Source organism: Klebsiella sp. M041 (genome assembly GCF_059759695.1).
Window position 1 is genome coordinate 1 of record NZ_JCAXWU010000029.1, and the last position, 20,926, is coordinate 20,926.

A 20,926-nucleotide genomic window follows, 5' to 3' on the forward strand; every position below is an offset into this window, starting at 1 on the left:
CGCGAGGTGGCGTATATTACGCTTTCCTCTTTCAGAGTCAACCCGTTTTTCAGGATTTTTCTCTTCAACCGAACCGGCTGTTTGTGTGAAGTGATTCACATCTGCCGTGTCAGTGGGAGCGCATTATAGGGAGTTCGCCGGAAGTAGCAAGGGTTAAAATAGAAAAATCTTATCGACCGCTCATTATTTGAACTTTTCGCTTATTCCTCTTCCTACCATTAAAGCCGCCATCCCAGTGTTCATGCGGCCTGCAGCGTAGCTAACTCGAAAATTGGTTTTTGGCAAAAATGTGATTTTTCTCTCTTACCCAACGCCATTATCGCGCCGATGGTGAATTAAGCGCCACTCTTGACCCACGACAAAGCGCCCGCCCAGCCCCCGTTTCTATAATCAGGCCCGTTTCTTCTTACTGGTAATAATCGATGGCTTATCAACTCAACATTAACTGGCCCGAGTTTTTAGAGAAATACTGGCAAAAGCAGCCGGTGGTTTTAAAAAACGCGTTTCCGGACTTCGTCGACCCGATTACCCCGGACGAGCTGGCCGGGTTAGCCATGGAGCCGGAAGTCGACAGCCGGCTGGTCAGTCTGGCCAACGGTAAATGGCAGGCCAGCAATGGACCTTTTGAACATTTCGATGGCCTGGGCGAGACCGGCTGGTCGCTGCTGGCCCAGGCGGTAAACCACTGGCATATGCCGGCCGCCGAGCTGGTGCGACCGTTCCGCGTACTGCCGGACTGGCGTCTGGACGACCTGATGATCTCCTTCTCCGTCCCCGGCGGCGGCGTCGGCCCCCATATCGATCAGTATGACGTCTTTATTATTCAGGGCATGGGCAGCCGCCGCTGGCGCGTGGGCGATAAGCTGCCGATGCGTCAGTTCTGCCCGCATCCCGCGCTGCTGCACGTCGACCCGTTCCCGCCGATTATTGATGAGGATCTGCAGCCGGGCGATATCCTCTATATTCCGCCGGGATTTCCGCACGATGGTATCACCCACGAAACCGCGCTGAACTACTCCGTGGGTTTCCGCGGGCCAAACGGGCGCGACCTGATCAGCAGCTTCGCCGACTATGTGCTGGAGAACGATCTCGGCGGCGAGCACTATAGCGATCCGGACCTCACCTGCCGCGAGCATCCGGGCCGGGTTGAAGAGTATGAACTCGAACGTCTGCGCGGCATGATGATCGACATGATTCGCCAGCCGGAAGACTTCAAGCAGTGGTTCGGCAGTTTCGTCACCACCCCGCGTCACGAGCTGGATATTGCGCCGGCGGAACCACCGTATGAAGAAGAGGAAGTCGTCGATGCGCTGCTGGGCGGCGAAAAACTTTCTCGCCTGAGCGGCCTGCGCGTTCTGCATATCGGCGATAGCTTCTTCGTGCATAGCGAACAGCTGGACACCACCGATGCCGAAGCGCTGGATGCATTGTGCCGCTATACCTCATTAGGCCAGGAGGAGCTCGGCAGCGGCCTGCAAAACCCGGCTTTTGTGAGCGAACTGACGCGCCTGATTAATCAGGGCTACTGGTACTTCGAAGAGTAAGCCGCGGTACGATTACGGGCAGCCGCCTGGCGCTGCCCGCTGGCTATCAGCCGTTATTGCGCCTGTTTCGGCAGCACCACAATAAACCGCGTCGAGCGCAGATCGGACTGCGCCGCCACGCTGCCGTGGTGGGCGCTGACGATGGATTTCACAATCGCCAGGCCGATGCCGCTGCCCTCCCCTTTGCGCTGGCGCGAGGGGTCGACGCGATAGAAACGGTCAAACAGCCGCGGCAGATGTTCGGCGGCAATCGGCGTACCGGGGTTCTCCACCACCAGGCGGATCGTCTCCGCGCTTTCGCTCAGCGCGATCGTCACCGCCTGGCCAGCCGGGGTGTAGCGGATCGCGTTCGACAGCAAGTTACTGATCGCCCGCCGCAGCATCAGCGGATCGCCCGTCACCCGGCAGGGGCTGCCGTCAAAGCGCAGCGCTACCGCCTTCTCTTCCGCCCACGCCTCGAAAAACTCAAACACCTTATGCACCTCCTCAGCCAGATCCAGTTCCCGCTGTTCGGGGATTAGCTGGTTGTTATCGGCCTGGGCGAGGAACAGCATATCGCTGACCATCCGCGACATGCGCGAGAACTCTTCGAGATTGGAGTAGAGCACCTCTTCCAGCTCCTGCTGGCTGCGGCTCTGGCTTAAGGCGATTTCGGTTTGCGTCACCAGGTTGGTGATCGGCGTGCGGATCTCATGGGCGATATCGGCGGAGAAGTTCGACTGGCGGGTAAAGACATCCTCCATTCGCTCCAGCATATGGTTAAAGGACAGCGCCAGCCGCTCCAGTTCGATAGGCACCGCCTGCGGGTCGAGGCGCACGTCGAGATCCCGCGAGGTAATATTCTGGATCTGCCGGCTGATCTGGCGGATAGGCTTATGCCCCTGATAGACCACAAACAGCACGATGGCGATGATCAGCAGGCTGATTATCGACGCGGCGGAAATCAGCTTCGCTTTCAGCTCATTAATATAGTGCAGGTGAAAATCGATGGATAAGGCCATCAGCAGATGGTACGCCGGCTTGCCATCCGCCTGCTTGCCCAGCGGCAGCATGATCAGCCGCCAGGCACGGGTCTCCATTTGATGATTATCGTGCGTCATTGCCCGCGGCTGCGGGTCGGTCCATGAAATCACATTCCCGTCGCGCAGCTGCATCGCCAGGCCTGGCGTACTCAGCATATGGCTGAGATCCGGTCCGTTGGGCGACTGGAACAGAATATTGCCCTGCCCATCGTCCAGGCAGATAAAGACGTTGGCGTAGCCCGCAATGATATTCTTCACGATCTCCAGCCGCCGCGCCGGCGGGTAGTCAGCGTGGTCGAGGACCGTCTCCAGGGTGGTGCTGAGCTGCCTGAGATCGTGAACGTCGCGCTCTTCAAAATGCGCCTTCACCGAATGGATCATGATCCAGGTGAAGGCAAAGAAGGCGATGATGGTGGCGAGGCTAATAAAGAAACTCAGCCGGGTGGCCAGGGAAAAGGGGCGCTTAGCGACCATCCGGCACCTCAAGCATATAGCCGACGCCGCGCACAGTCTGGATCAGTTTCGGCTCGAAGTCGTTATCGATTTTGGCGCGCAGCCGCTTCACCGCCACATCTATCGCGTTGGTATCGCTGTCGAAATTCATATCCCACACCTGCGAGGCAATCAGCGAACGCGGCAGCACTTCGCCCTGATGGCGCAGGAAGAACTCCAGCAGAGTGAACTCCTTGCTGGTCAGGGTGATGCGGGTGGCGCCGCGCGTCACCTTACGGCTGACCAGATCGACGCTGAGATCCGCCGCCTGAAACTGGCTTTCGACAATGACCGCCGCCCCGCGACGCAGCAGCGTCCGCACCCGCGCCAGCAGTTCCGCAAAGGCGAACGGCTTCACCAGATAGTCGTCGGCGCCCAGCTCCAGCCCCTTCACCCGATGCTCAATGGTGCCCAACGCGGTAAGCAGCAGGATCGGCATGCCTTTCCCGGCGGCGCGCAGCATGCGCACGATATCCCAGCCGTTCACGTCCGGCAGCATGATGTCGAGGATCAGCAGATCATAGTCGCCGGTCATCGCCAGGTGATAGCCGTTAAGGCCGTTATCGGCCAGGTCGACGACGAAGCCAGCCTCGGTGAGCCCTTTGGTCAGGTACTCCCCGGTTTTCTTCTCATCTTCGACAATCAAAATCTTCACCGCCGGCTCCTTCACGCGCGTTCTGTGCGGGTATTCAATTTTAGAGGAGCGCCTCCGGATAGCAATGAAATATCAGGAAAATGACAGCTTTGTCATTTTCCTGTCACGTCCTGAACAGAGGCCGCTACGTAAAGTAGCCGCCATGGATAAATCGTCGAAAACGTCTGCCGCCATGCGCCCAATAACGCTTCTTACCCTCAGCGTGATACTCGCCTTAACCGGCTGTGTCTCGCTCGCTCCGGACTACCAGCGCCCCGCCGCGCCGGTACCGCAGCAGTTCTCTCTCAGCCAGAACAAGCTGGTTCCCGCAACCGCGAGCTATCAGGAGACCGGCTGGCGAACCTTTTTCGTCGACCCGCAGGTGAAAAGCCTGATAGGCACCGCGCTGACCAACAACCGCGATCTGCGGATGGCGACGCTGAAAGTGCAGGAAGCCCGTGCCCAGTATCGAGTGACCGATGCCGACCGCTACCCGCAATTGAACGGTGACGGTAGCACCACCTACGGCGGCAAGCTTAAAGGCGACACCACCACCAACAGCGATTACGCCGCCGGGCTGAATCTCAACTATGACCTCGACTTCTTTGGCCGGCTGAAAAACCTCAGCGAGGCCGACCGGGAGAACTTCTTCGCCAGCGAAGAGGCACGGCGCGCAGTGCATATCCTGCTGATTGCTAACGTTTCACAAAGCTACTTCAACCAGCGGCTGGCGGCAGCGCAGCTGCAGGTGGCCAACGACACCCTGCAAAACTATCAGCAGTCTTACGCGTTCGTTGAAAAACAGCTGCTGACCGGCAGCACCACCGTCCTGGCGCTGGAGCAGGCGCGGGGGATGATCGAGAGCACCCGCGCCGAGATCGCCAGGCGGCAGGGCCAGCTGGCGCAGGCTAATAACGCTCTGCAACTGTTGCTCGGTAGTTATCAACATCTGCCGGACGATAGCGCCAGCAGCGCCGTCGACCTGCAAGGCGTAACCCTGCCGCCGTCGCTCTCTTCAGCGATCCTGCTGCAGCGGCCGGATATTTTAGCGGCCGAACACAGCCTGCGGGCGGCCAACGCCAACATCGGCGCCGCGCGGGCGGCCTTCTTCCCGTCGATCACCCTGACCAGCTCGCTCTCCGGCAGCAGCAGCGAGCTCGCCAGCCTGTTTAACGCCGGCAGCGCGATGTGGAACTTCATCCCCAAAATCGACATACCGATTTTCAACGCCGGGCGCAATCAGGCCAACCTCGATCTGGCGGAGATCCGCCAGCAGCAGCAGGTGGTCAACTACGAGCAAAAAATTCAGTCCGCTTTTAAGGAAGTGGCCGACGCGCTGGCCCTGCGCCAAAGCCTGGCCGATCAGATCGCCGCCCAGGAGCGCTATCTCGCTTCACTCAATATCACCCTGCAGCGCGCCACCGCGCTCTATCGCCACGGCGCGGTCAGCTACATCGAAGTGCTGAGCGCCCAGCGCGACATTTTCACCACCCGACAAACCCTGCTGGAACTCAACTATTCCCGTCAGGCAAATGAAATCACCCTGTTCACCGCCCTCGGCGGCGGCTGGATGGAATAACCCGAGGAGTCTTGATTATGAATTCACTGTCTAAAGTCGCCCTGTTCACTCTGATTTCTGGCGCGGTGTTCGCCGCCCAGGCCGCCGACCCGCACGCCGGCATGGCGATGCACGAACAGCCCGCCGCCGCGCAGACGCAAAGCATCAGCGGCAAAGGGGTCATTAAAGCCATTGATATGGATAGCAAAAAAATCACCATTGCCCACGAAGCCATCCCGGCGGTGAACTGGCCGCCGATGACCATGCGCTTCACCATCACCCCGCAGACCCAGCTCAACAATGTGAAGGACGGCGACAGCGTGGACTTCACCTTCGTTCAGCAGGGCAATCTGTCGCTGTTACAGGATATCCGCGCCCACTAATGGCCCGGCGACGGTAGGCTCCTCAACAACTGAATGGACGACACATGGCATCCCTGACACTGAAAAACACGGCGCTGCTCCTCGGCAGCATGGCGATCGGCGGCGCGCTCACCGCAGCGCTGTATACCCGGATGGCGCCGCCCCTCGACGCCGCCGCCGCCCCGGCGGCCGAGCAGCAGCGAAAAGTGCTGTTCTGGTACGACCCGATGTACCCGAACACCCGCTTTGATAAACCGGGTAAATCGCCGTTTATGGATATGGACCTGGTGCCGAAATACGCCGATGAGGAGAGTGCCGCCGCCGGTGCGCCGGGGGTGCGTATCGACCCGACGCAGACCCAGAATCTCGGGGTGAAAACCGCCGCCGTCACCCGCGGGCCGCTGCGCTACGCCCAGACCTTCCCGGCCAACATCAGCTACAACGAGTACCAGTACGTGATTATGCAGGCGCGGGCGGCGGGCTTTATCAATAAAGTCTATCCCCTGACCGTCGGCGACAAAGTGCAACAAGGTACGCCGCTGCTGGAACTGACCATCCCGGACTGGGTGGAAGCGCAGAGCGAATACCTGCTATTGCAGGAGACCGGCGGCACCGCCACCCAGGTCGAGGGGATCCTCGAGCGGCTGCGTCTCGCCGGAATGCCGGACGACGATATCCGCCGCCTGAAAGCCACGCGCAAGATCCAGACCCGCTTCACCCTCAAGGCGCCCATCGACGGGGTGATCACCGCCTTCGATCTGCGCGCCGGAATGAACATCGCCAAAGATAACGTGGTGGCGAAAATTCAGGGCATGGACCCGGTGTGGGTCAGCGTGGCGGTCCCCGAGTCCATCGCCTGGCTGATTAAAGACGCCTCGCAGTTCCGCATTCAGGTTCCCGCCTGGCCGGACAAAACCTTCCGCATCAGCAAATGGACGATTCTCCCCAGCGTCGATAGCGCCACCCGCACCCTGCAGCTACGCCTGCAGGTGAACAACCCGGATGAAGCGCTGAAGCCGGGGATGAACGCCTATCTGCAGCTAACCAGTGACAGCGAACCGATGCTGCTGATCCCCTCCAAAGCGCTGATCGACAGCGGCAGCGAGCAGCGGGTGATCACCATGGATAACGAGGGCCGCTTCGTGCCGAAGCAGGTCCAGGTTTTCCATGAATCCAATGGCGTCACGGCCATTCGCAGCGGGCTGAAGGAGGGCGAGAAGGTGGTCGCCAGCGGCCTGTTCCTGATCGACTCGGAAGCCAATATCGCCGGCGCGCTGGAGCGCATGCGCGCGCAGGCCCCTGCTGCCGCTGCCGCCCACGCGCACTGAGGAACGGAACAATGATTGAATGGATTATCCGCCGCTCGGTGGCCAACCGCTTCCTGGTGATGATGGGCGCGCTGTTTCTCAGCCTCTGGGGGACCTGGACCATCGTCCACACCCCGGTGGACGCCCTGCCGGATCTCTCCGACGTACAGGTGATCGTCAAAACCAGCTATCCGGGTCAGGCGCCGCAGATTGTCGAAAACCAGGTCACCTGGCCGCTAACCACCACCATGCTGTCGGTGCCCGGCGCCAGAACGGTGCGCGGCTTCTCGCAGTTTGGCGACTCTTATGTGTATGTGATTTTTGAAGACGGCACCGACCCTTACTGGGCGCGCTCGCGGGTGCTGGAGTATCTCAACCAGGTGCAGGGCAAACTGCCCGCCGGGGTCAGCGCCGAAATGGGCCCGGACGCCACCGGCGTCGGCTGGGTCTTCGAGTACGCGCTGGTCGACCGCAGCGGCGAGCACGATCTCGCCGAACTACGCTCCCTGCAGGACTGGTTCTTAAAATATGAGCTGAAAACCATTCCTAACGTCTCGGAAGTGGCGTCGGTGGGCGGCGTGGTCAAGGAGTACCAGATAGTTGTCGACCCGATGAAGCTGACCCAGTACGGCATCAGCCTCGGCGAGGTGAAATCGGCGCTGGACGCCTCTAACCAGGAGGCGGGCGGCTCTTCGGTCGAACTGGCGGAAGCCGAATATATGGTGCGCGCCAGCGGCTATCTGCAGACCCTCGACGACTTCAAAAACATTGTACTGAAAACCGGCGATAACGGCGTGCCGGTCTATCTCGGCGACGTCGCGCGGGTGCAGGTCGGCCCGGAGATGCGCCGCGGCATTGCCGAACTGAACGGCGAAGGCGAAGTGGCCGGCGGCGTGGTGATCCTGCGCTCCGGCAAGAACGCCCGGGAAGCGATCTCGGCGGTCAAAGAAAAACTGGCGTCGCTGCAAAGCAGCCTGCCGGAAGGGGTTGAAGTGGTCACCACCTACGACCGCAGCCAGCTTATCGACCGCGCCATCGATAACCTCAGCCACAAGCTGCTGGAAGAGTTTATCGTCGTCGCCCTGGTCTGCGCCCTGTTCCTGTGGCACGTGCGCTCGGCGCTGGTGGCGATTATCTCCCTGCCGCTCGGCCTGTGCTTCGCCTTTATCATGATGCATTTCCAGGGGCTCAACGCCAACATCATGTCGCTGGGCGGGATCGCCATTGCGGTGGGGGCGATGGTCGATGCCGCCATCGTGATGATTGAGAACGCCCACAAGCGGCTGGAGGAGTGGACGCATCAGCATCCGGGAGAGAAGCTCGGCAACGACAGGCGCTGGAAAATCATTACCGATGCCTCGGTGGAGGTTGGCCCGGCGCTGTTTATCAGCCTGCTGATCATCACCCTGTCGTTTATCCCCATTTTCACCCTCGAAGGCCAGGAGGGCAAACTGTTCGGTCCGCTGGCCTTCACCAAAACCTGGTCGATGGCCGGAGCGGCGCTGCTGGCGATCATGGTGATCCCGATCCTGATGGGCTTCTGGATCCGCGGCAGGATCCCGGCGGAGAGCAGCAACCCGCTGAACCGCTTTTTGATCCGCATTTACCATCCGCTGCTGCTGAAGGTCCTGCACTGGCCGAAGACCACCCTGCTGATCGCGCTCCTGTCGATCCTGACGGTTGTCTGGCCGCTTAACCGGGTCGGCGGCGAGTTTCTGCCGCAGATCAACGAGGGCGATCTGCTGTATATGCCGTCAACACTGCCCGGGATCTCCGCCGCGCAGGCGGCGGATATGCTGCAGAAGACCGACAAGCTGATCATGACAGTGCCGGAGGTGGCGCGGGTGTTCGGCAAAACGGGTAAGGCAGACACCGCTACCGACTCAGCGCCGCTGGAGATGGTGGAGACCACCATTCAGCTTAAACCGCAGGATCAATGGAGGCCGGGGATGACCATGGAGAAGATCGTCGACGAACTGGACAAGACCGTGCGCCTGCCGGGGCTGGCGAACCTGTGGGTGCCGCCGATCCGCAACCGCATCGACATGCTCTCCACTGGCATCAAGAGCCCGATCGGCATTAAAGTTTCCGGCACTAACCTGGCCGATATCGACGCCATCGCCGGGCAAATTGAGGGGGTGGCGCGCAGCGTGCCGGGCGTGACCTCGGCGTTAGCCGAGCGGCTGGTGGGCGGGCGCTACCTCGACATTGATATTCAGCGTGAGAAGGCGGCCCGCTACGGGATGACCGTCGGCGACGTGCAGCTGTTCGTCTCGTCCGCTATCGGCGGGGCGATGGTCGGCGAAACGGTGGAGGGGGTCGAGCGCTATCCGATCAACATCCGCTATCCGCAGAGCTACCGCGATAGCCCGCAGACCCTGCGCCAGCTGCCGATCCTCACCCCGCTGAAGCAGCAGATCGTCCTCGGCGACGTCGCCGAGGTGAAGGTGGTCAGCGGGCCATCGATGCTGAAGACCGAGAACGCCCGCCCCACCAGCTGGATCTACATCGACGCCCGCGACCGCGACATGGTGTCAGTGGTGCACGATCTGCAGCAGGCCATCGGCAAGGAGGTGAAGCTGAAGCCGGGCATCAGCGTATCGTATTCCGGGCAGTTTGAGCTGCTGGAGCGCGCCAATCAGAAGCTGAAGCTGATGGTGCCGATGACGCTGATGATTATCTTTGTGCTGCTGTACCTGGCGTTCCGCCGCGTCGGCGAGGCGCTGCTGATCATCGCCAGCGTGCCGTTCGCCCTTGTGGGCGGGATCTGGTTCCTCTACTGGATGGGCTTCCATCTGTCGGTGGCCACCGGAACCGGCTTTATCGCCCTGGCCGGCGTGGCCGCGGAGTTTGGCGTGGTGATGCTGATGTACCTGCGCCACGCCATCGAGGCGGAGCCGGCGCTGGAGAACCCGCAGACCTTCAGCGCCGGGAAGCTCGACGAGGCGCTGTATCAGGGGGCAGTACTGCGCGTGCGGCCGAAGGCGATGACCGTGGCGGTGATTATTGCCGGCCTGCTGCCGATTTTGTGGGGCACCGGCGCCGGGTCGGAGGTGATGAGCCGCATCGCCGCGCCGATGATTGGCGGGATGATCACCGCCCCGCTGCTGTCGCTGTTTATCATTCCGGCGGCGTATAAGCTGATGTGGCTGTCCCGGCATCGGGGCAAGCGTAGCGAATAACCCGCCGCGTTTACGCCGGTCCGGGAAATTGGCTATAGTGGCGCCATTCTTCTGGCCGGCGTGAACGTCCCTATGAATCTGAACCTGGTATGTTATTCCCTGCTGCTGCTCACCGCTGCGGGCAGCGCCCTGCTCCCCTACCCGCTGGCGATGTGGTTTTTACTGAGCAGCCTTCTGACATGGCTTATCTATGGCGCCGACAAGCTGGCGGCGCGCAAAGCCTGGCGACGGGTGCCGGAAACCACGCTGCTGGTGCTCGGCCTGGCGGGAGGCTGGCCGGGGGCGATCCTCGGCCAGCAGTGTTTTCGTCATAAAACGCAAAAGCAGCCCTTCCGGACGTGGTTTTTCATCAGCGTGGCGCTGAACGTGGCGGCGCTGGCCGGGCTGTATGCGGTTTACTCTGGCATGCTCAGTCGCTAAGGGGCGAGGCTAGCGCGGCGTCTGGCGGATCCACACCAGTCGATCGACGTCAAAGCCCAGTTCGCGCGCGGTATTCAGGTAATCCTGCTTCACCGCCGCCGGAATGGTGGGGGTACGCGACAGGATCCACAGATAGTCGCGGTTGGGGCCGCTGACCAGCGCATACTGGTAGTCGTCGTCCAGACGGATCACGTTATAGCCGCCGTAGAACGGCCCGAAGAACGACACCTTCAGCGCCGCGGTGGTGGGGGCGCCGGTGAAATAGGCTTTCCCGTCGCTCTCATTCCAGCGTTTTTTGACCGGGTCATAACCGCGATTGACGACGCTGATCCCCCCGTCGCTGCGGGCGCCGTAGGTGGCGGTCACCTGCTCCAGGCCTCGCTCGAAGCGATTCTCCAGGCGGGCGACTTCATACCATTTCCCGAGGTAACGGCTGGCGTCAAACCCGCTAATCGGCTGAACGCCCTTCGGCGGGGTGGGCGATTTGCAGGCCACCAGGGTCAACGCGATAGCGACGCCAGTGACAACAGGCCATAGCTTCATGAGAACTCCTTTCATTTACGCGGTTGGGGAAAGTGTAGTGCAAAGCCGCTACACTTCACGCCAGCCGACGTGATTCGTAGTATATTGAGAATATTCTTTGTTAACAGGTGGCCTCCATGCCTTACTCCATCGGCGAATTTGCCCGACTCTGCGGGATAAATGCGACCACGCTTCGCGCCTGGCAGCGCCGCTATGGCCTGCTCAAGCCGCTGCGCACCGATGGTGGACACCGTCTGTACAGCGATGACGACGTCCAGCAGGCGCTTAAAATCCTCGACTGGGTGAAAAAAGGGGTGCCGGTCAGCCAGGTGAAGCCCCTACTGTCGCGCCCCGGCGCGCGGCGCACCAACAACTGGCTGACGCTGCAGGAGACCATGCTGCAGCGGCTGAAAGAGGGAAAAATCGAGTCCCTGCGCCAGCTGATCTACGATGCCGGCCGCGAATATCCGCGCCAGGAGCTGGTGACCGAGGTGCTGCGTCCGCTGCGCAGCCAGGTCTCCGCCAACGTGCCGGCCATCATGACCCTGCGCGAAATCCTCGACGGCATCATCATCGCCTACACCTCGTTTTGCCTCGAAGGCGACAAGAAGGCGCCCGGGGACAACTTTCTGATCACCGGCTGGCACCTGACCGACGCCTGCGAAATCTGGCTTGAAGCGCTCAAACGCACCGGCCAGGGCCATCGCATCGACGTCCTGCCGGTGCCTCCCGCCGCCCTGGCGCCGGAGATTTTCCCCCAGCGCAACTGGCTGCTGGTCACCAGCGGCAAACTCACCACCGCTCGTCAGAGGCAGGTCGAACTCTGGCAGCAGCAGGTCGTCTCCCTCGAGGTGATCCCGCTCTAACCCCCGGTTTTCACTTCCCCCACTCTCTGTCCCGCCTGCGCCCGGCGGCGCGGCGGGCGCACGTTTTCCCTTCGTGCAACTCGCGATTTTCACCCTTTAAAACACTAATCATAACAACATGATTTTAAACATAAATAAAATATATTTTTCCACAAACTTGGACAAATAATTTTATTTGTGTAAGTTTTAAGTATGCCATTACGCCACCGTGTTTAGCCAGGATGTGATCCATGAGCACCACGCCGTCCGTCATTCGTCGTTTTGTTGAGTACTACGCCGGGCTGGATGCGCAGCCGCCCACGGCGCTGGCCGCGCTGTACCATCCGGACGCGACGCTGAGCGATCCTTTTGGCCAGCACCAGGGACTGTTCGCCATCCAGCGCTACTTTACCCATCTGCTGGCCAACGTGGAGCAGTGCCGGTTCACCATCGACGCGCCGCTCTGCGACGGTCAGCGGTTCGCCGTAACCTGGACCATGCACTGGTCGCATCCGCGTATTGCCGGCGGAGAAACCCTGGCCCTGCCGGGCTGCTCGGTGGTGGACATCGCCGGGGAGCAGGTTCTCCACCAGCGCGACTACTACGACGCCGGGGAGATGATCTACGAGCACCTTCCCCTGCTGGGTTGGGCGGTACGCGGCGTGAAACGGAGGGTGCGCTCATGATGACGGTGCTTATCACCGGCGCCAGCTCCGGGATCGGCGCCGGCCTGGCGAAATCCTACGCGGCGGATGGCCACCTGGTCATCGCCTGCGGGCGCGATGCTTCGCGCCTGACGGCGCTGCAGCAGTTCAGCCCCAACATCAGCGCGCGCCTGTTCGATATGACAGACAGGGACGCCTGTCGCCAGGCGCTGACGGGCTGTTTTGCCGACCTGATCATTCTCTGCGCCGGCACCTGCGAATATCTCGACCACGGACAGGTGGATGCCGCCCTCGTGGAGCGGGTGATGGCCACCAACTTCCTCGGGCCGGTGAACTGCCTGGCGGCGCTGCAGACGCAGCTGGAGGCTGGCGATCGGGTGGTGCTGGTCAGCTCCATGGCGCACTGGCTGCCCTTCCCGCGCGCGGAAGCCTATGGCGCCTCCAAGGCGGCGCTGACCTGGTTTGCCAATAGCCTGCGTCTGGACTGGGAGCCGAAAGGGGTCGCCGTCACGGTGGTCTCTCCAGGCTTCGTCGACACCCCGCTGACGCGCAAAAACGACTTTGCCATGCCCGGCCGGGTGAGCGTCGATCGGGCGGTGGCGGCGATCCGCCACGGCCTGGCGAAGGGCAAAAACCACATCGCCTTCCCCACCGGCTTCAGCCTGGCCCTGCGGCTGCTGGCCAGCCTGCCGTCAGGTATACAGCGCCTGCTGTTGCGCAGGATGGTGCGCTCATGAACATCGCCATCATCGGCAGCGGCATCGCCGGGCTGACCTGCGCCTGGCGGCTGGCCGGACACCATCAGGTGACGCTGTTCGAAGCGGGCGCCGCGCCGGGCGGCCACACCGCCACCGTGGATATCGCCACGCCGCAGGGCACCTGGGCCATCGATACCGGATTTATTGTCTACAACGATCGCACTTATCCGCGCTTTATGGGCCTGCTCAGCGAGCTGGGGATCGACGGGCAAAAAACGCAGATGAGCTTCTCGGTCCACAACCCGGCCAGCGGCCTGGAGTACAACGGCCACAGCCTGACCTCGCTCTTCGCCCAGCGACGCAATCTGCTGAAGCCGGCCTTCTGGGGGCTGCTGAGCGAGATCGTCCGCTTCAACCGGCTGGCGAAACTGGCGCTGACCGAGGCGCTGGATCCGGGGGCGACGCTGGAGAGCTTCCTCGCCCGCCACCGCTTCAGCCCCTTCTTCGCCCGCCACTATATCCTGCCGATGGGGGCGGCCATCTGGTCGTCGTCGCTGCAGGAGATGCGCCGCTTCCCGCTGCCGCTGTTTTTGCGCTTCTTTGAACACCACGGCCTGCTGGACATTCGCGATCGCCCGCAGTGGTACGTAGTGCCCGGCGGTTCCCGGGAATACGTTCGCGCCCTGCTCGCCAGGCTCGGCGACCGCCTGGACCTGCGGCTCAACGCGCCGGTGCAGCAGGTGGAGCGCCACTCGACAGGGGTTACCCTGCGGCTGGCGTCCGGGGAGGCGCAATTTGACCAGGTGATCTTCGCCTGCCACTCCGCGCAGGCGCTGGCGATGCTGGCGGCGCCCACCGACGCCGAACGCGAAGTTCTCGGGGACATCGGCTGGCAGCGCAACGAGGTGGTGCTGCACAGCGATCCGCGCTGGCTGCCGGCGCGTCAGCGCGCCTGGGCCAGCTGGAACTATCGCCTGAGCGACGGGGATCGGGCCCGGGCCTGCGTCACCTACAACATGAATATTCTCCAGGGGCTGCCCGCGGGCGCGCCGCTGTTCTGCGTCACCCTGAACCCGGACGCGCCGGTGGACGAGCGCTACGTCTGGCAGCGCTTCGTCTATGAGCATCCGCTGTTTAACTCGCAAAGCTGGTCGGCCCAGCTGCGGCGCGACGAGATTAACGGCCAGCGGCGGAGCTGGTACTGCGGGGCCTACTGGTACAACGGCTTTCATGAGGACGGGGTGCGCAGCGCGCTCGACGTGGTGCAGGGCATCGCCGCGGCGGAGGGCAACTGAAATGAACAGCTGCCTCTATCAGGGCGTCCTGCGCCACCGTCGTCTGCAGCCGAAGGCGCACCACTTCGTCTACCGCCTGTTTATGGCCTGGCTTGACCTCGACGAACTGGACAGGCTGCCTGAGGCGGGCATCCGTCGCAACCGCCTGGCCGCCGCCGCCTGGTACGACGCCGATTATCCGCTGGGCGCGCCGCTGAAGGCTCAGGCGCTGAACCGGCTGGAGAGCCTGACCGGCTGCCGCCCGGCGGGACGCGTGATGCTCCTGACCCAGCTGCGCTACTTCGGCTTCCATTTTAATCCGGTCAACTTTTACTACTGCTATGACGAGGCCGACACCCTGCGCTGGGTGCTGGCCGAAGTGCGCAACACGCCGTGGAATGAGCGTCATTACTACGCGGTGGACGGCCAGCAGGCGCGCCCGCTGGAGAAAGCCTTTCACGTTTCGCCGTTTAACCCGATGGACATGGTCTATCACTGGCGCTTCAACGCGCCCGGCAAAACGCTGCACATGCATATTGAAAACCATCAGGCCAGCAAGGTGTTCGACGCCACGCTGGCCCTGAGCCGCGTGCCGTTAACCCGCGCCAACCTGCGCGGGCTGCTGCTGCGTCTGCCGATGATGACCCTGAAAACCGTCCTCGCCATCTACTGGCAGGCGCTGCGGCTGTGGCTGAAGCGCCTGCCGCTGTACAACCATCCTGTCAGCAGGAGTGAACGCTCATGACCGATCCCGTCTTTGCGCTTGAACCCGATGTGCCGCGCAACGTGCGGCTCGCGCGCTGGCTGCTCTTTCGTCTGTTGAGCGGCCTCCGCGAAGGCTCGCTCACCGTGCGCGAAGGGGCGCAGACTTTTCATTTTGGCGACCCCGCCGCCGCGCTGCGCGCCGAGGCGCGGGTCTGCACGCCGGAGGTGTACTGGCGCCTGCTGACCGGCGGCAGCCTGGCGGCGGCCGAGGCCTGGATGGACGGCGACTGGGAGAGCCACCAGCTGACGGCGCTGCTGCAGATCCTTGCGCGCAACGGCGAGGTGCTGGGGCGTCTGGAGCGCGGCTTTCGTCTGCTGGGCAAGCCCGTCGCCCGCCTGCGCCACTGGACCCGCCGCAACACCCGCGCTCAGGCGCGGGAGAACATCGCCGCCCATTACGACCTCGGCAACGAATTTTATGCCCACTTTCTGGATGACGACCTGCTCTACTCCAGCGCGCTGTTTGCCGACGACCAGCAGGATCTGACCCAGGCCCAGCGGGCCAAGATGGCGCGCCTGTGCGACCAGCTGGCGCTCACTCCCGGCGATCATCTGCTGGAGATTGGCACCGGCTGGGGGGCGCTGGCCGAGTACGCCGCCCGCCATTACGGCTGCCGGGTCACCACCACCACCCTCTCCCGGGAGCAGCACCGCTGGGCTACCGAGCGCATGGCCCGCGCCGGACTGCAGGATCGCGTCGAGGTGCTGCTCTGCGACTACCGCGATCTGCGCGGCGAGTACGACAAACTGGTGTCGGTGGAGATGATTGAGGCGGTGGGCCAGCGCTACCTGCCGGCCTTTTTCCGCACCTGTCAGGCGCGCCTGCGCCCGGGCGGCAAAATGGCCCTGCAGGCGATCACCATTCAGGATCAGCGCTATCGCGACTACAGCAAAAGCGTCGATTTTATCCAGCGCTATATCTTCCCGGGCGGCTTTTTGCCCAGCATCACGGCAATGAGCGAGCTGATGACCCGCCATACCGATTTTGTGGTGCGCAACCTGTTCGACATGGGCCCGGACTATGCCCGCACGCTGGCGCACTGGCGGCAGCGTTTTACCCATGCCTGGCAGGATATTGAAAAGCTCGGCTTTGATGAGCGCTTCCGCCGGATGTGGCTCTACTACTTCGGCTACTGCGAAGCCGGATTTAACGCCCGCACCATCAGCGTGGTGCAGCTCACCGCGGAGCGGGTATGACACGCCCGGCGCAGCACCTGCTGATGGCCCTCGCGTTCGATGTTTACTGGACGCTGGTGGTGATGTTGCGCGAGCGCGGCCTGCTGATCTGGCTGACGCTGGCGCTGTTCGCCTGGCTGCGGTTGCCGGCGGCCAGTCGTCCGCCCGCTCTGCTGCTGGCCGCGGCGGGCTGCGGGCTGGACGCCTGCTGGGCGCTGGCGGGACTGATTGATTTTCCCGGCGACAGCCTGCTGCCCCTGTGGATGGTGGCCCTGTGGCTGATGTTCGCCGTCGTCTGGACCCGGCTGACCCGCACCACGACGCTTCCCGGCTGGGTGCTGGCCGCGGCGGCCACCGTCGGCGGCCCGGTGGCCTACCTGATCGGCGCTCGCCTCGGAGCCATGACCCTGCTGGTACCGACGGCGCTTGCCGTGGCCGCCATGGCCTGCGGCTGGCTGGTGCTCATGCTGTTGTTCCATCTGGGGATGGGGAGGCAAAAATGAGATTCGCCCTGTTACTGCTGTGGCTGAGCGCCCTCGCCCCGGCGGCCCACGCCGCCGACTGGCTGACGTGGCGCCGCGTCGGCGAGGCGACCCTCACCTGGGGGCCGTTCACTGTCTATCACTCACAGCTGCGCACGCCCAATGGCCGGTATGACGGCCCGCAGCAGGATCGGGCGCTGATCATCACCTACCGGCGCGACATCGATCGCGAGGCGCTGGTGGAGGCCACCCGCGACCAGTGGCAGGCGCAGGGCATTCTGCAGCAGGAGCCGCGCAGCGAAGCCTGGCTGCGCATGCTGCAGGGGATCTGGCCGGACGTCGCGCCGGGCGGCCAGCTGGCGTTCGTGGTCAGCGGCGGCGAGGGGCAGTTCTGGTACCGCGCCAGCGCCGCGCAGACCGCCTTTACCCCGCTCGGCCCGCGCCAGTCGGCGGCGTTCAGCACCCGCTTTCTCGCCATCTGGCTCGATCCGCGCACCACTTATCCCGAACTGCGTCAGCAGTTGATCGGAGGTACACCATGAAACGCATTCTGACCCGTGGCCTGGCGCTGCTGATGCTGATGCTCGCCGGCTGCAGCACCGAGGTCACCGAGTACCGGCAGCAGCAGCCCGCCCTCGACATCTTCCACTATTTTCAGGGCCAAACCGAGGCGTGGGGGATGGTGCAGGATCGCCGCGGCAAACAGCTGCGCCGCTTCCATGTAGCGATCGATGGCGACGTCGTCGGCGACACCCTGACGCTCCATGAGCGCTTTGTCTATGACGATGGCGAGAAACAGCAGCGGGTGTGGCGCATTCGCCGCACTGGCGATAACCGTTATCAGGGCACCGCCGGGGATATCGAAGGCGTGGCCAGCGGCCAGGCGGCAGGCAATGCCTTTCACTGGCGCTACAGCATGAACGTCGAGGCCAGCGGCAGCCGGTGGCTGCTGCACTTTGACGACTGGATGTTCCTGCAGGACGGCAGCCATTTGTTTAACAAAACCGAGATGAAGAAATTCGGCATTACGGTGGCCACCGTGACCCTTTTCTTTACCCGAACCACAGCAGAAGAGAGGACAGCGCCATGAACACGCAACCTGTCATTGGGATCAGCGGATGTTTAACCGGCTCAGCCGTGCGATTCGACGGCGGGCATAAGCGTATGGGCTTTGTGATGGATGAGCTCGCGCAGTGGGTGGTGTTTAAGCCCGTCTGCCCGGAGATGGCGATCGGCCTGCCCGTACCCCGCCCGGCGCTCCGCCTGGTGCAGACTCCGGTCGGGGAGATCCGCATGCGCTTCAGCCACGCCCCGCACGAGGATGTGACGGAGAAGATGGCCGATTTTGCCAACGCCCATCTGGCAACTCTGGGCGAGCTGTCGGGCTTTATCGTCTGCGCCAAATCGCCGAGCTGCGGGATGGAGCGCGTGCGGCTGTATGACGAAAAAGGCAATCGCGGGCGTAAGGAAGGCGTGGGGCTGTTTACCGGCGCCCTGATGACGCGCTACCCGTGGCTGCCGGTGGAAGAGGATGGCCGGCTGCACGATCCGCTGCTGCGGGAGAATTTTGTCGAGCGCGTCTTCGCCCTGCATGAACTCAACGCCCTGCGCGCCCGCGGCCTGACCCGCCACGGCCTGCTGGCCTTTCATAGCCGCTACAAGCTGCAGCTGTTGGCTCACCACCAGGCGGGCTACCGCGAGATCGGCCCGTTCGTCGCCTCGCTGCATGAATGGGAAGATCTGGAGGCTTTCTTCGAGGTCTACCGCGAGAAGCTGATGGCGATCCTCAAGCGGCCCGCCTCGCGGAAAAACCACACCAACGTGCTGATGCATATTCAGGGTTATTTCCGCGACCAGCTGAACAGCCGCCAGCGCGGCGAGCTGCGAGAGGTGATCCTCAACTATCGCGCCGGGCTGCTGCCGATCCTCGCGCCGCTGACGCTGCTTAAGCACTATCTGGCCGAGTATCCGGATCGCTACCTGCAGGCGCAGAACTATTTTGACCCCTACCCGCAGGATCTTGCCCTGCGCCTGACGGTGAACTGAGGGAACCTGGGCCAGCTGCCCGGCGGCGCTGCGCTTGCGCGGGCCTACGGGGGGGTATCCCGCAGGCCTCCTCAGGAACGTAGGCCGGATAAGGCATTTATGCCGCCATCCGGCACTACCGCGGGTATGGAGCTTGAAGTGTTCTGCCCGGCGGCGCTGCGCTTGCCGGGCCTACACGGGGAGCCCGCAGGAAGGAACGTAGGCCGGATAAGGCATGTATGCCGCCATCCGGCATAAATGGAGCGCACCAGTCGTAGCCCGGCTAAGCGTAGCGCCAGCCGGGAACGCTCCTTCGACAACGCTATCGCATCAGAACCACGCCTCAAACATCCCGCCGACGTTCAGCGAATCCAGCTGCTGGTCTTTGGTGCCGTTGACCTTCGCGGTATGCTCGTTGTCCACCTGACCGCCGGTCACGTAGAAGCGCAGCATCGGACGGAACTCCGGCCCCATGCCGATGGCGATGTTCTGCGACAGCGTCAGCTTCCAGCCGTGGTTATCCCCGCCCTGGTCGTAGTCCACGCGCTGGTAGCCCGCTTCCAGCCAGGTGGAGTGCACGTCGTTCCAGAAGTACATCGGCCGCACGATGGCGCCGTAGTTTTTGCGGTTGTCGGTATTATCTTTGCCGTTGTCGTAGTCGTGGAAGGCCAGCAGATATTCCACCTGCGCCTGCTGGGTGAACTTATGGCTGCCCTCGAAGCTGGCGTAGACCGTGGTCAGGTCGTCGGTTTTGTTGTAGACGCTGTTATCCGAGTTGTCGGAGTAGCGCAGGATCACCTTGTTCACTCCACTGTCGTTGGTGTGGCTCAGCACCAGGCCGCCCTGCCAGGCTTCGAGACGCGCGTCGCTGTCCACCGCCTTCGAGTCAAAGCCGTAGTTGGCGTACACCTCGACATCGATCGGCCCGGCCTTGATGTTGTGGGTTTTGGTGGTCAGCGCGTAGTGGCCGTTGTCGCCGGTGTCGGAGCTGCCGGTACAGGTGATACGCGACGGGTTGGTCTCGTCGGCCATCACTTCCGGGCTACAGGATTTCACCTGCGAGACCGCCGCCACGTCGAACTGCACGCCGCCGATATCAAAGTTCTTCACCCCGGCGCCCTGGCCGTCGTGGTTCATCCAGAAGTAGTCGTTGATCCCCTGTTGCGGACGCTGGTGGAAGTCGCGGCCGGCCCAGATATAGGCGTTGGGGTTGGATTCCAGCACGTTGGTGACGCCGACGTAGGCCTTCTTCAGGTTAACCTCGTCGCTCCAGTGGTCGAACATGACGTTGAGATCCCAGATAGCCCCCTGCGCGCTTTTGAAGGCTTTGCTGATCTGGAATTCGCCGCCGTTGCTTTCGTTGCCCAGACGGCCGATCGCCGAGGCGCCGTTATAGGAGCCGTCGACGCCGACATATTTCTGGTCGCCGGTCTGGAAATGGGCGCCATAGCGGGCATAGCCGCTGAACTTGAGGCCGAACGGAATCGCCATATCCGGCGAGGCGGCGGTTGTCTGCGGGTTGGTAATGACGTCGACCTTTTTGTCGGCCGCGGCGTCAATTTTCGCCTGGCGGTCGGCCAGCGCTTTATCAACGGCTTTGGCGACGATGGCGTCGATCTGTTCCTGAGTAAATTCTTGCGCCATTACAGAGGTAAGCGGAAAAAACGCGGCGATAACCGCCATGGTTAATGGAAGTTTTTTTATCATTGTCATGAGTTTCTCAATATAGGTTAATTTTATTCAGACAATAACCAGCCTATTCTGAGCTGACAGAATATGTCGCTATCATCAGAACAAGTTATTTTTTATTTTGTACGGTCACAGAGGCATTACACAATTATCGCTACTCGCCCTCCCTCACTGATATTAAACAGGTGGCACAATGGCAGAACCATCCGCGCGGCGGATTGTTCCTCTATAGACAGTCAAACAGATAGCCTTTCGGCACAGACA

Annotated in this window: 20 protein-coding genes; 16 read left to right on the top strand and 4 right to left on the bottom strand. The window is 62.3% G+C overall.

What is annotated here, in order from left to right:
• Window positions 1-422: 422 nt before the first annotated feature.
• On the top strand, window positions 423-1,544 hold the full coding sequence (locus tag AC6CWS_RS24360; protein WP_023291817.1) for a ribosomal protein uL16 3-hydroxylase: 1,122 nt from the start codon (window positions 423-425) through the stop codon (window positions 1,542-1,544).
• A 53-nt stretch (window positions 1,545-1,597) separates the two neighbouring features.
• Here AC6CWS_RS24360 and AC6CWS_RS24365 read toward each other — a convergent pair whose 3' ends face one another.
• Together AC6CWS_RS24365 and cusR are read right to left on the bottom strand one after the other, a co-directional pair.
• The gene (locus AC6CWS_RS24365) at window positions 1,598-3,040 is read right to left on the bottom strand and encodes a Cu(+)/Ag(+) sensor histidine kinase (protein WP_065884059.1); all 1,443 of its coding nucleotides are present in this window, start codon (window positions 3,038-3,040) and stop codon (window positions 1,598-1,600) included.
• Entirely contained in the window at window positions 3,030-3,713 is a 684-nt protein-coding gene (cusR, locus tag AC6CWS_RS24370) for a copper response regulator transcription factor CusR (protein ID WP_004206716.1), read from the bottom strand. Before cusR ends, AC6CWS_RS24365 begins: the two co-directional genes overlap by 11 nt.
• A gap of 172 nt (window positions 3,714-3,885) precedes the next feature.
• Here cusR and AC6CWS_RS24375 point away from each other — a divergent pair, with 172 nt between their 5' ends.
• The 5 genes from AC6CWS_RS24375 (at window position 3,886) to AC6CWS_RS24395 (ending at window position 10,521) form a co-directional block, all read left to right on the top strand.
• Window positions 3,886-5,271, top strand: coding sequence for an efflux transporter outer membrane subunit (locus AC6CWS_RS24375; RefSeq protein ID WP_065884061.1), 1,386 nt, complete (start codon window positions 3,886-3,888; stop codon window positions 5,269-5,271).
• A 17-nt stretch (window positions 5,272-5,288) separates the two neighbouring features.
• Window positions 5,289-5,633, top strand: coding sequence for a cation efflux system protein CusF (cusF, locus tag AC6CWS_RS24380; RefSeq protein ID WP_023291814.1), 345 nt, complete (start codon window positions 5,289-5,291; stop codon window positions 5,631-5,633).
• A 44-nt stretch (window positions 5,634-5,677) separates the two neighbouring features.
• The gene (locus AC6CWS_RS24385) at window positions 5,678-6,940 is read left to right on the top strand and encodes an efflux RND transporter periplasmic adaptor subunit (protein ID WP_065884063.1); all 1,263 of its coding nucleotides are present in this window, start codon (window positions 5,678-5,680) and stop codon (window positions 6,938-6,940) included.
• Between the two features lie 11 nt (window positions 6,941-6,951).
• Window positions 6,952-10,101, top strand: coding sequence for a CusA/CzcA family heavy metal efflux RND transporter (locus AC6CWS_RS24390; protein ID WP_065884066.1), 3,150 nt, complete (start codon window positions 6,952-6,954; stop codon window positions 10,099-10,101).
• Window positions 10,102-10,173: 72 nt separating this feature from the next.
• Window positions 10,174-10,521, top strand: coding sequence for a DUF1294 domain-containing protein (locus tag AC6CWS_RS24395; RefSeq protein ID WP_065806274.1), 348 nt, complete (start codon window positions 10,174-10,176; stop codon window positions 10,519-10,521).
• 9 nt (window positions 10,522-10,530) lie between these two features.
• On the opposite strand, the gene AC6CWS_RS24400 is transcribed toward AC6CWS_RS24395, so the two are convergent.
• Window positions 10,531-11,064 (bottom strand): lipocalin family protein, encoded by a 534-nt coding sequence (locus tag AC6CWS_RS24400; RefSeq protein WP_002887259.1) that lies wholly within the window; start codon window positions 11,062-11,064, stop codon window positions 10,531-10,533.
• Between the two features lie 116 nt (window positions 11,065-11,180).
• On the opposite strand from AC6CWS_RS24400, the gene AC6CWS_RS24405 reads away from it, so the two are divergent.
• From AC6CWS_RS24405 to AC6CWS_RS24450, 10 genes are all read left to right on the top strand, one after another.
• Complete coding sequence (locus tag AC6CWS_RS24405; protein WP_065884070.1) at window positions 11,181-11,909, top strand: MerR family transcriptional regulator; 729 nt, start codon at window positions 11,181-11,183, stop codon at window positions 11,907-11,909.
• A 230-nt stretch (window positions 11,910-12,139) separates the two neighbouring features.
• Entirely contained in the window at window positions 12,140-12,574 is a 435-nt protein-coding gene (locus tag AC6CWS_RS24410; protein ID WP_023291810.1) for a nuclear transport factor 2 family protein, read from the top strand.
• Window positions 12,571-13,290 carry an SDR family NAD(P)-dependent oxidoreductase gene (locus AC6CWS_RS24415; protein ID WP_023291809.1) on the top strand — a complete coding sequence of 240 codons (720 nt, stop codon included), beginning with the start codon at window positions 12,571-12,573 and terminating at the stop codon, window positions 13,288-13,290. Before AC6CWS_RS24410 ends, AC6CWS_RS24415 begins: the two co-directional genes overlap by 4 nt.
• A complete protein-coding gene (locus AC6CWS_RS24420) occupies window positions 13,287-14,546 on the top strand; it encodes an NAD(P)/FAD-dependent oxidoreductase (RefSeq protein ID WP_065884074.1) in 1,260 nt (419 codons plus the stop codon). The genes AC6CWS_RS24415 and AC6CWS_RS24420 overlap by 4 nt, the downstream gene beginning before the upstream one ends.
• Before the next feature lies 1 nt (window position 14,547).
• Window positions 14,548-15,270, top strand: coding sequence for a DUF1365 domain-containing protein (locus AC6CWS_RS24425; RefSeq protein ID WP_048296561.1), 723 nt, complete (start codon window positions 14,548-14,550; stop codon window positions 15,268-15,270).
• Window positions 15,267-16,487, top strand: coding sequence for an SAM-dependent methyltransferase (locus AC6CWS_RS24430; protein ID WP_032454723.1), 1,221 nt, complete (start codon window positions 15,267-15,269; stop codon window positions 16,485-16,487). Before AC6CWS_RS24425 ends, AC6CWS_RS24430 begins: the two co-directional genes overlap by 4 nt.
• A complete protein-coding gene (locus AC6CWS_RS24435; protein ID WP_023291806.1) occupies window positions 16,484-16,969 on the top strand; it encodes a DUF2878 domain-containing protein in 486 nt (161 codons plus the stop codon). Before AC6CWS_RS24430 ends, AC6CWS_RS24435 begins: the two co-directional genes overlap by 4 nt.
• Window positions 16,966-17,490: a hypothetical protein gene (locus tag AC6CWS_RS24440; RefSeq protein ID WP_065884077.1), complete on the top strand. Its 525-nt coding sequence runs from the start codon at window positions 16,966-16,968 to the stop codon at window positions 17,488-17,490. Before AC6CWS_RS24435 ends, AC6CWS_RS24440 begins: the two co-directional genes overlap by 4 nt.
• Window positions 17,487-18,038 (top strand): DUF3833 domain-containing protein, encoded by a 552-nt coding sequence (locus tag AC6CWS_RS24445; protein ID WP_065884082.1) that lies wholly within the window; start codon window positions 17,487-17,489, stop codon window positions 18,036-18,038. Before AC6CWS_RS24440 ends, AC6CWS_RS24445 begins: the two co-directional genes overlap by 4 nt.
• Entirely contained in the window at window positions 18,035-18,994 is a 960-nt protein-coding gene (locus AC6CWS_RS24450) for a YbgA family protein (protein ID WP_065884087.1), read from the top strand. The genes AC6CWS_RS24445 and AC6CWS_RS24450 overlap by 4 nt, the downstream gene beginning before the upstream one ends.
• Before the next feature lie 309 nt (window positions 18,995-19,303).
• Here AC6CWS_RS24450 and AC6CWS_RS24455 read toward each other — a convergent pair whose 3' ends face one another.
• On the bottom strand, window positions 19,304-20,686 hold the full coding sequence (locus AC6CWS_RS24455) for a carbohydrate porin (protein ID WP_048296553.1): 1,383 nt from the start codon (window positions 20,684-20,686) through the stop codon (window positions 19,304-19,306).
• Window positions 20,687-20,926: the final 240 nt, after the last annotated feature.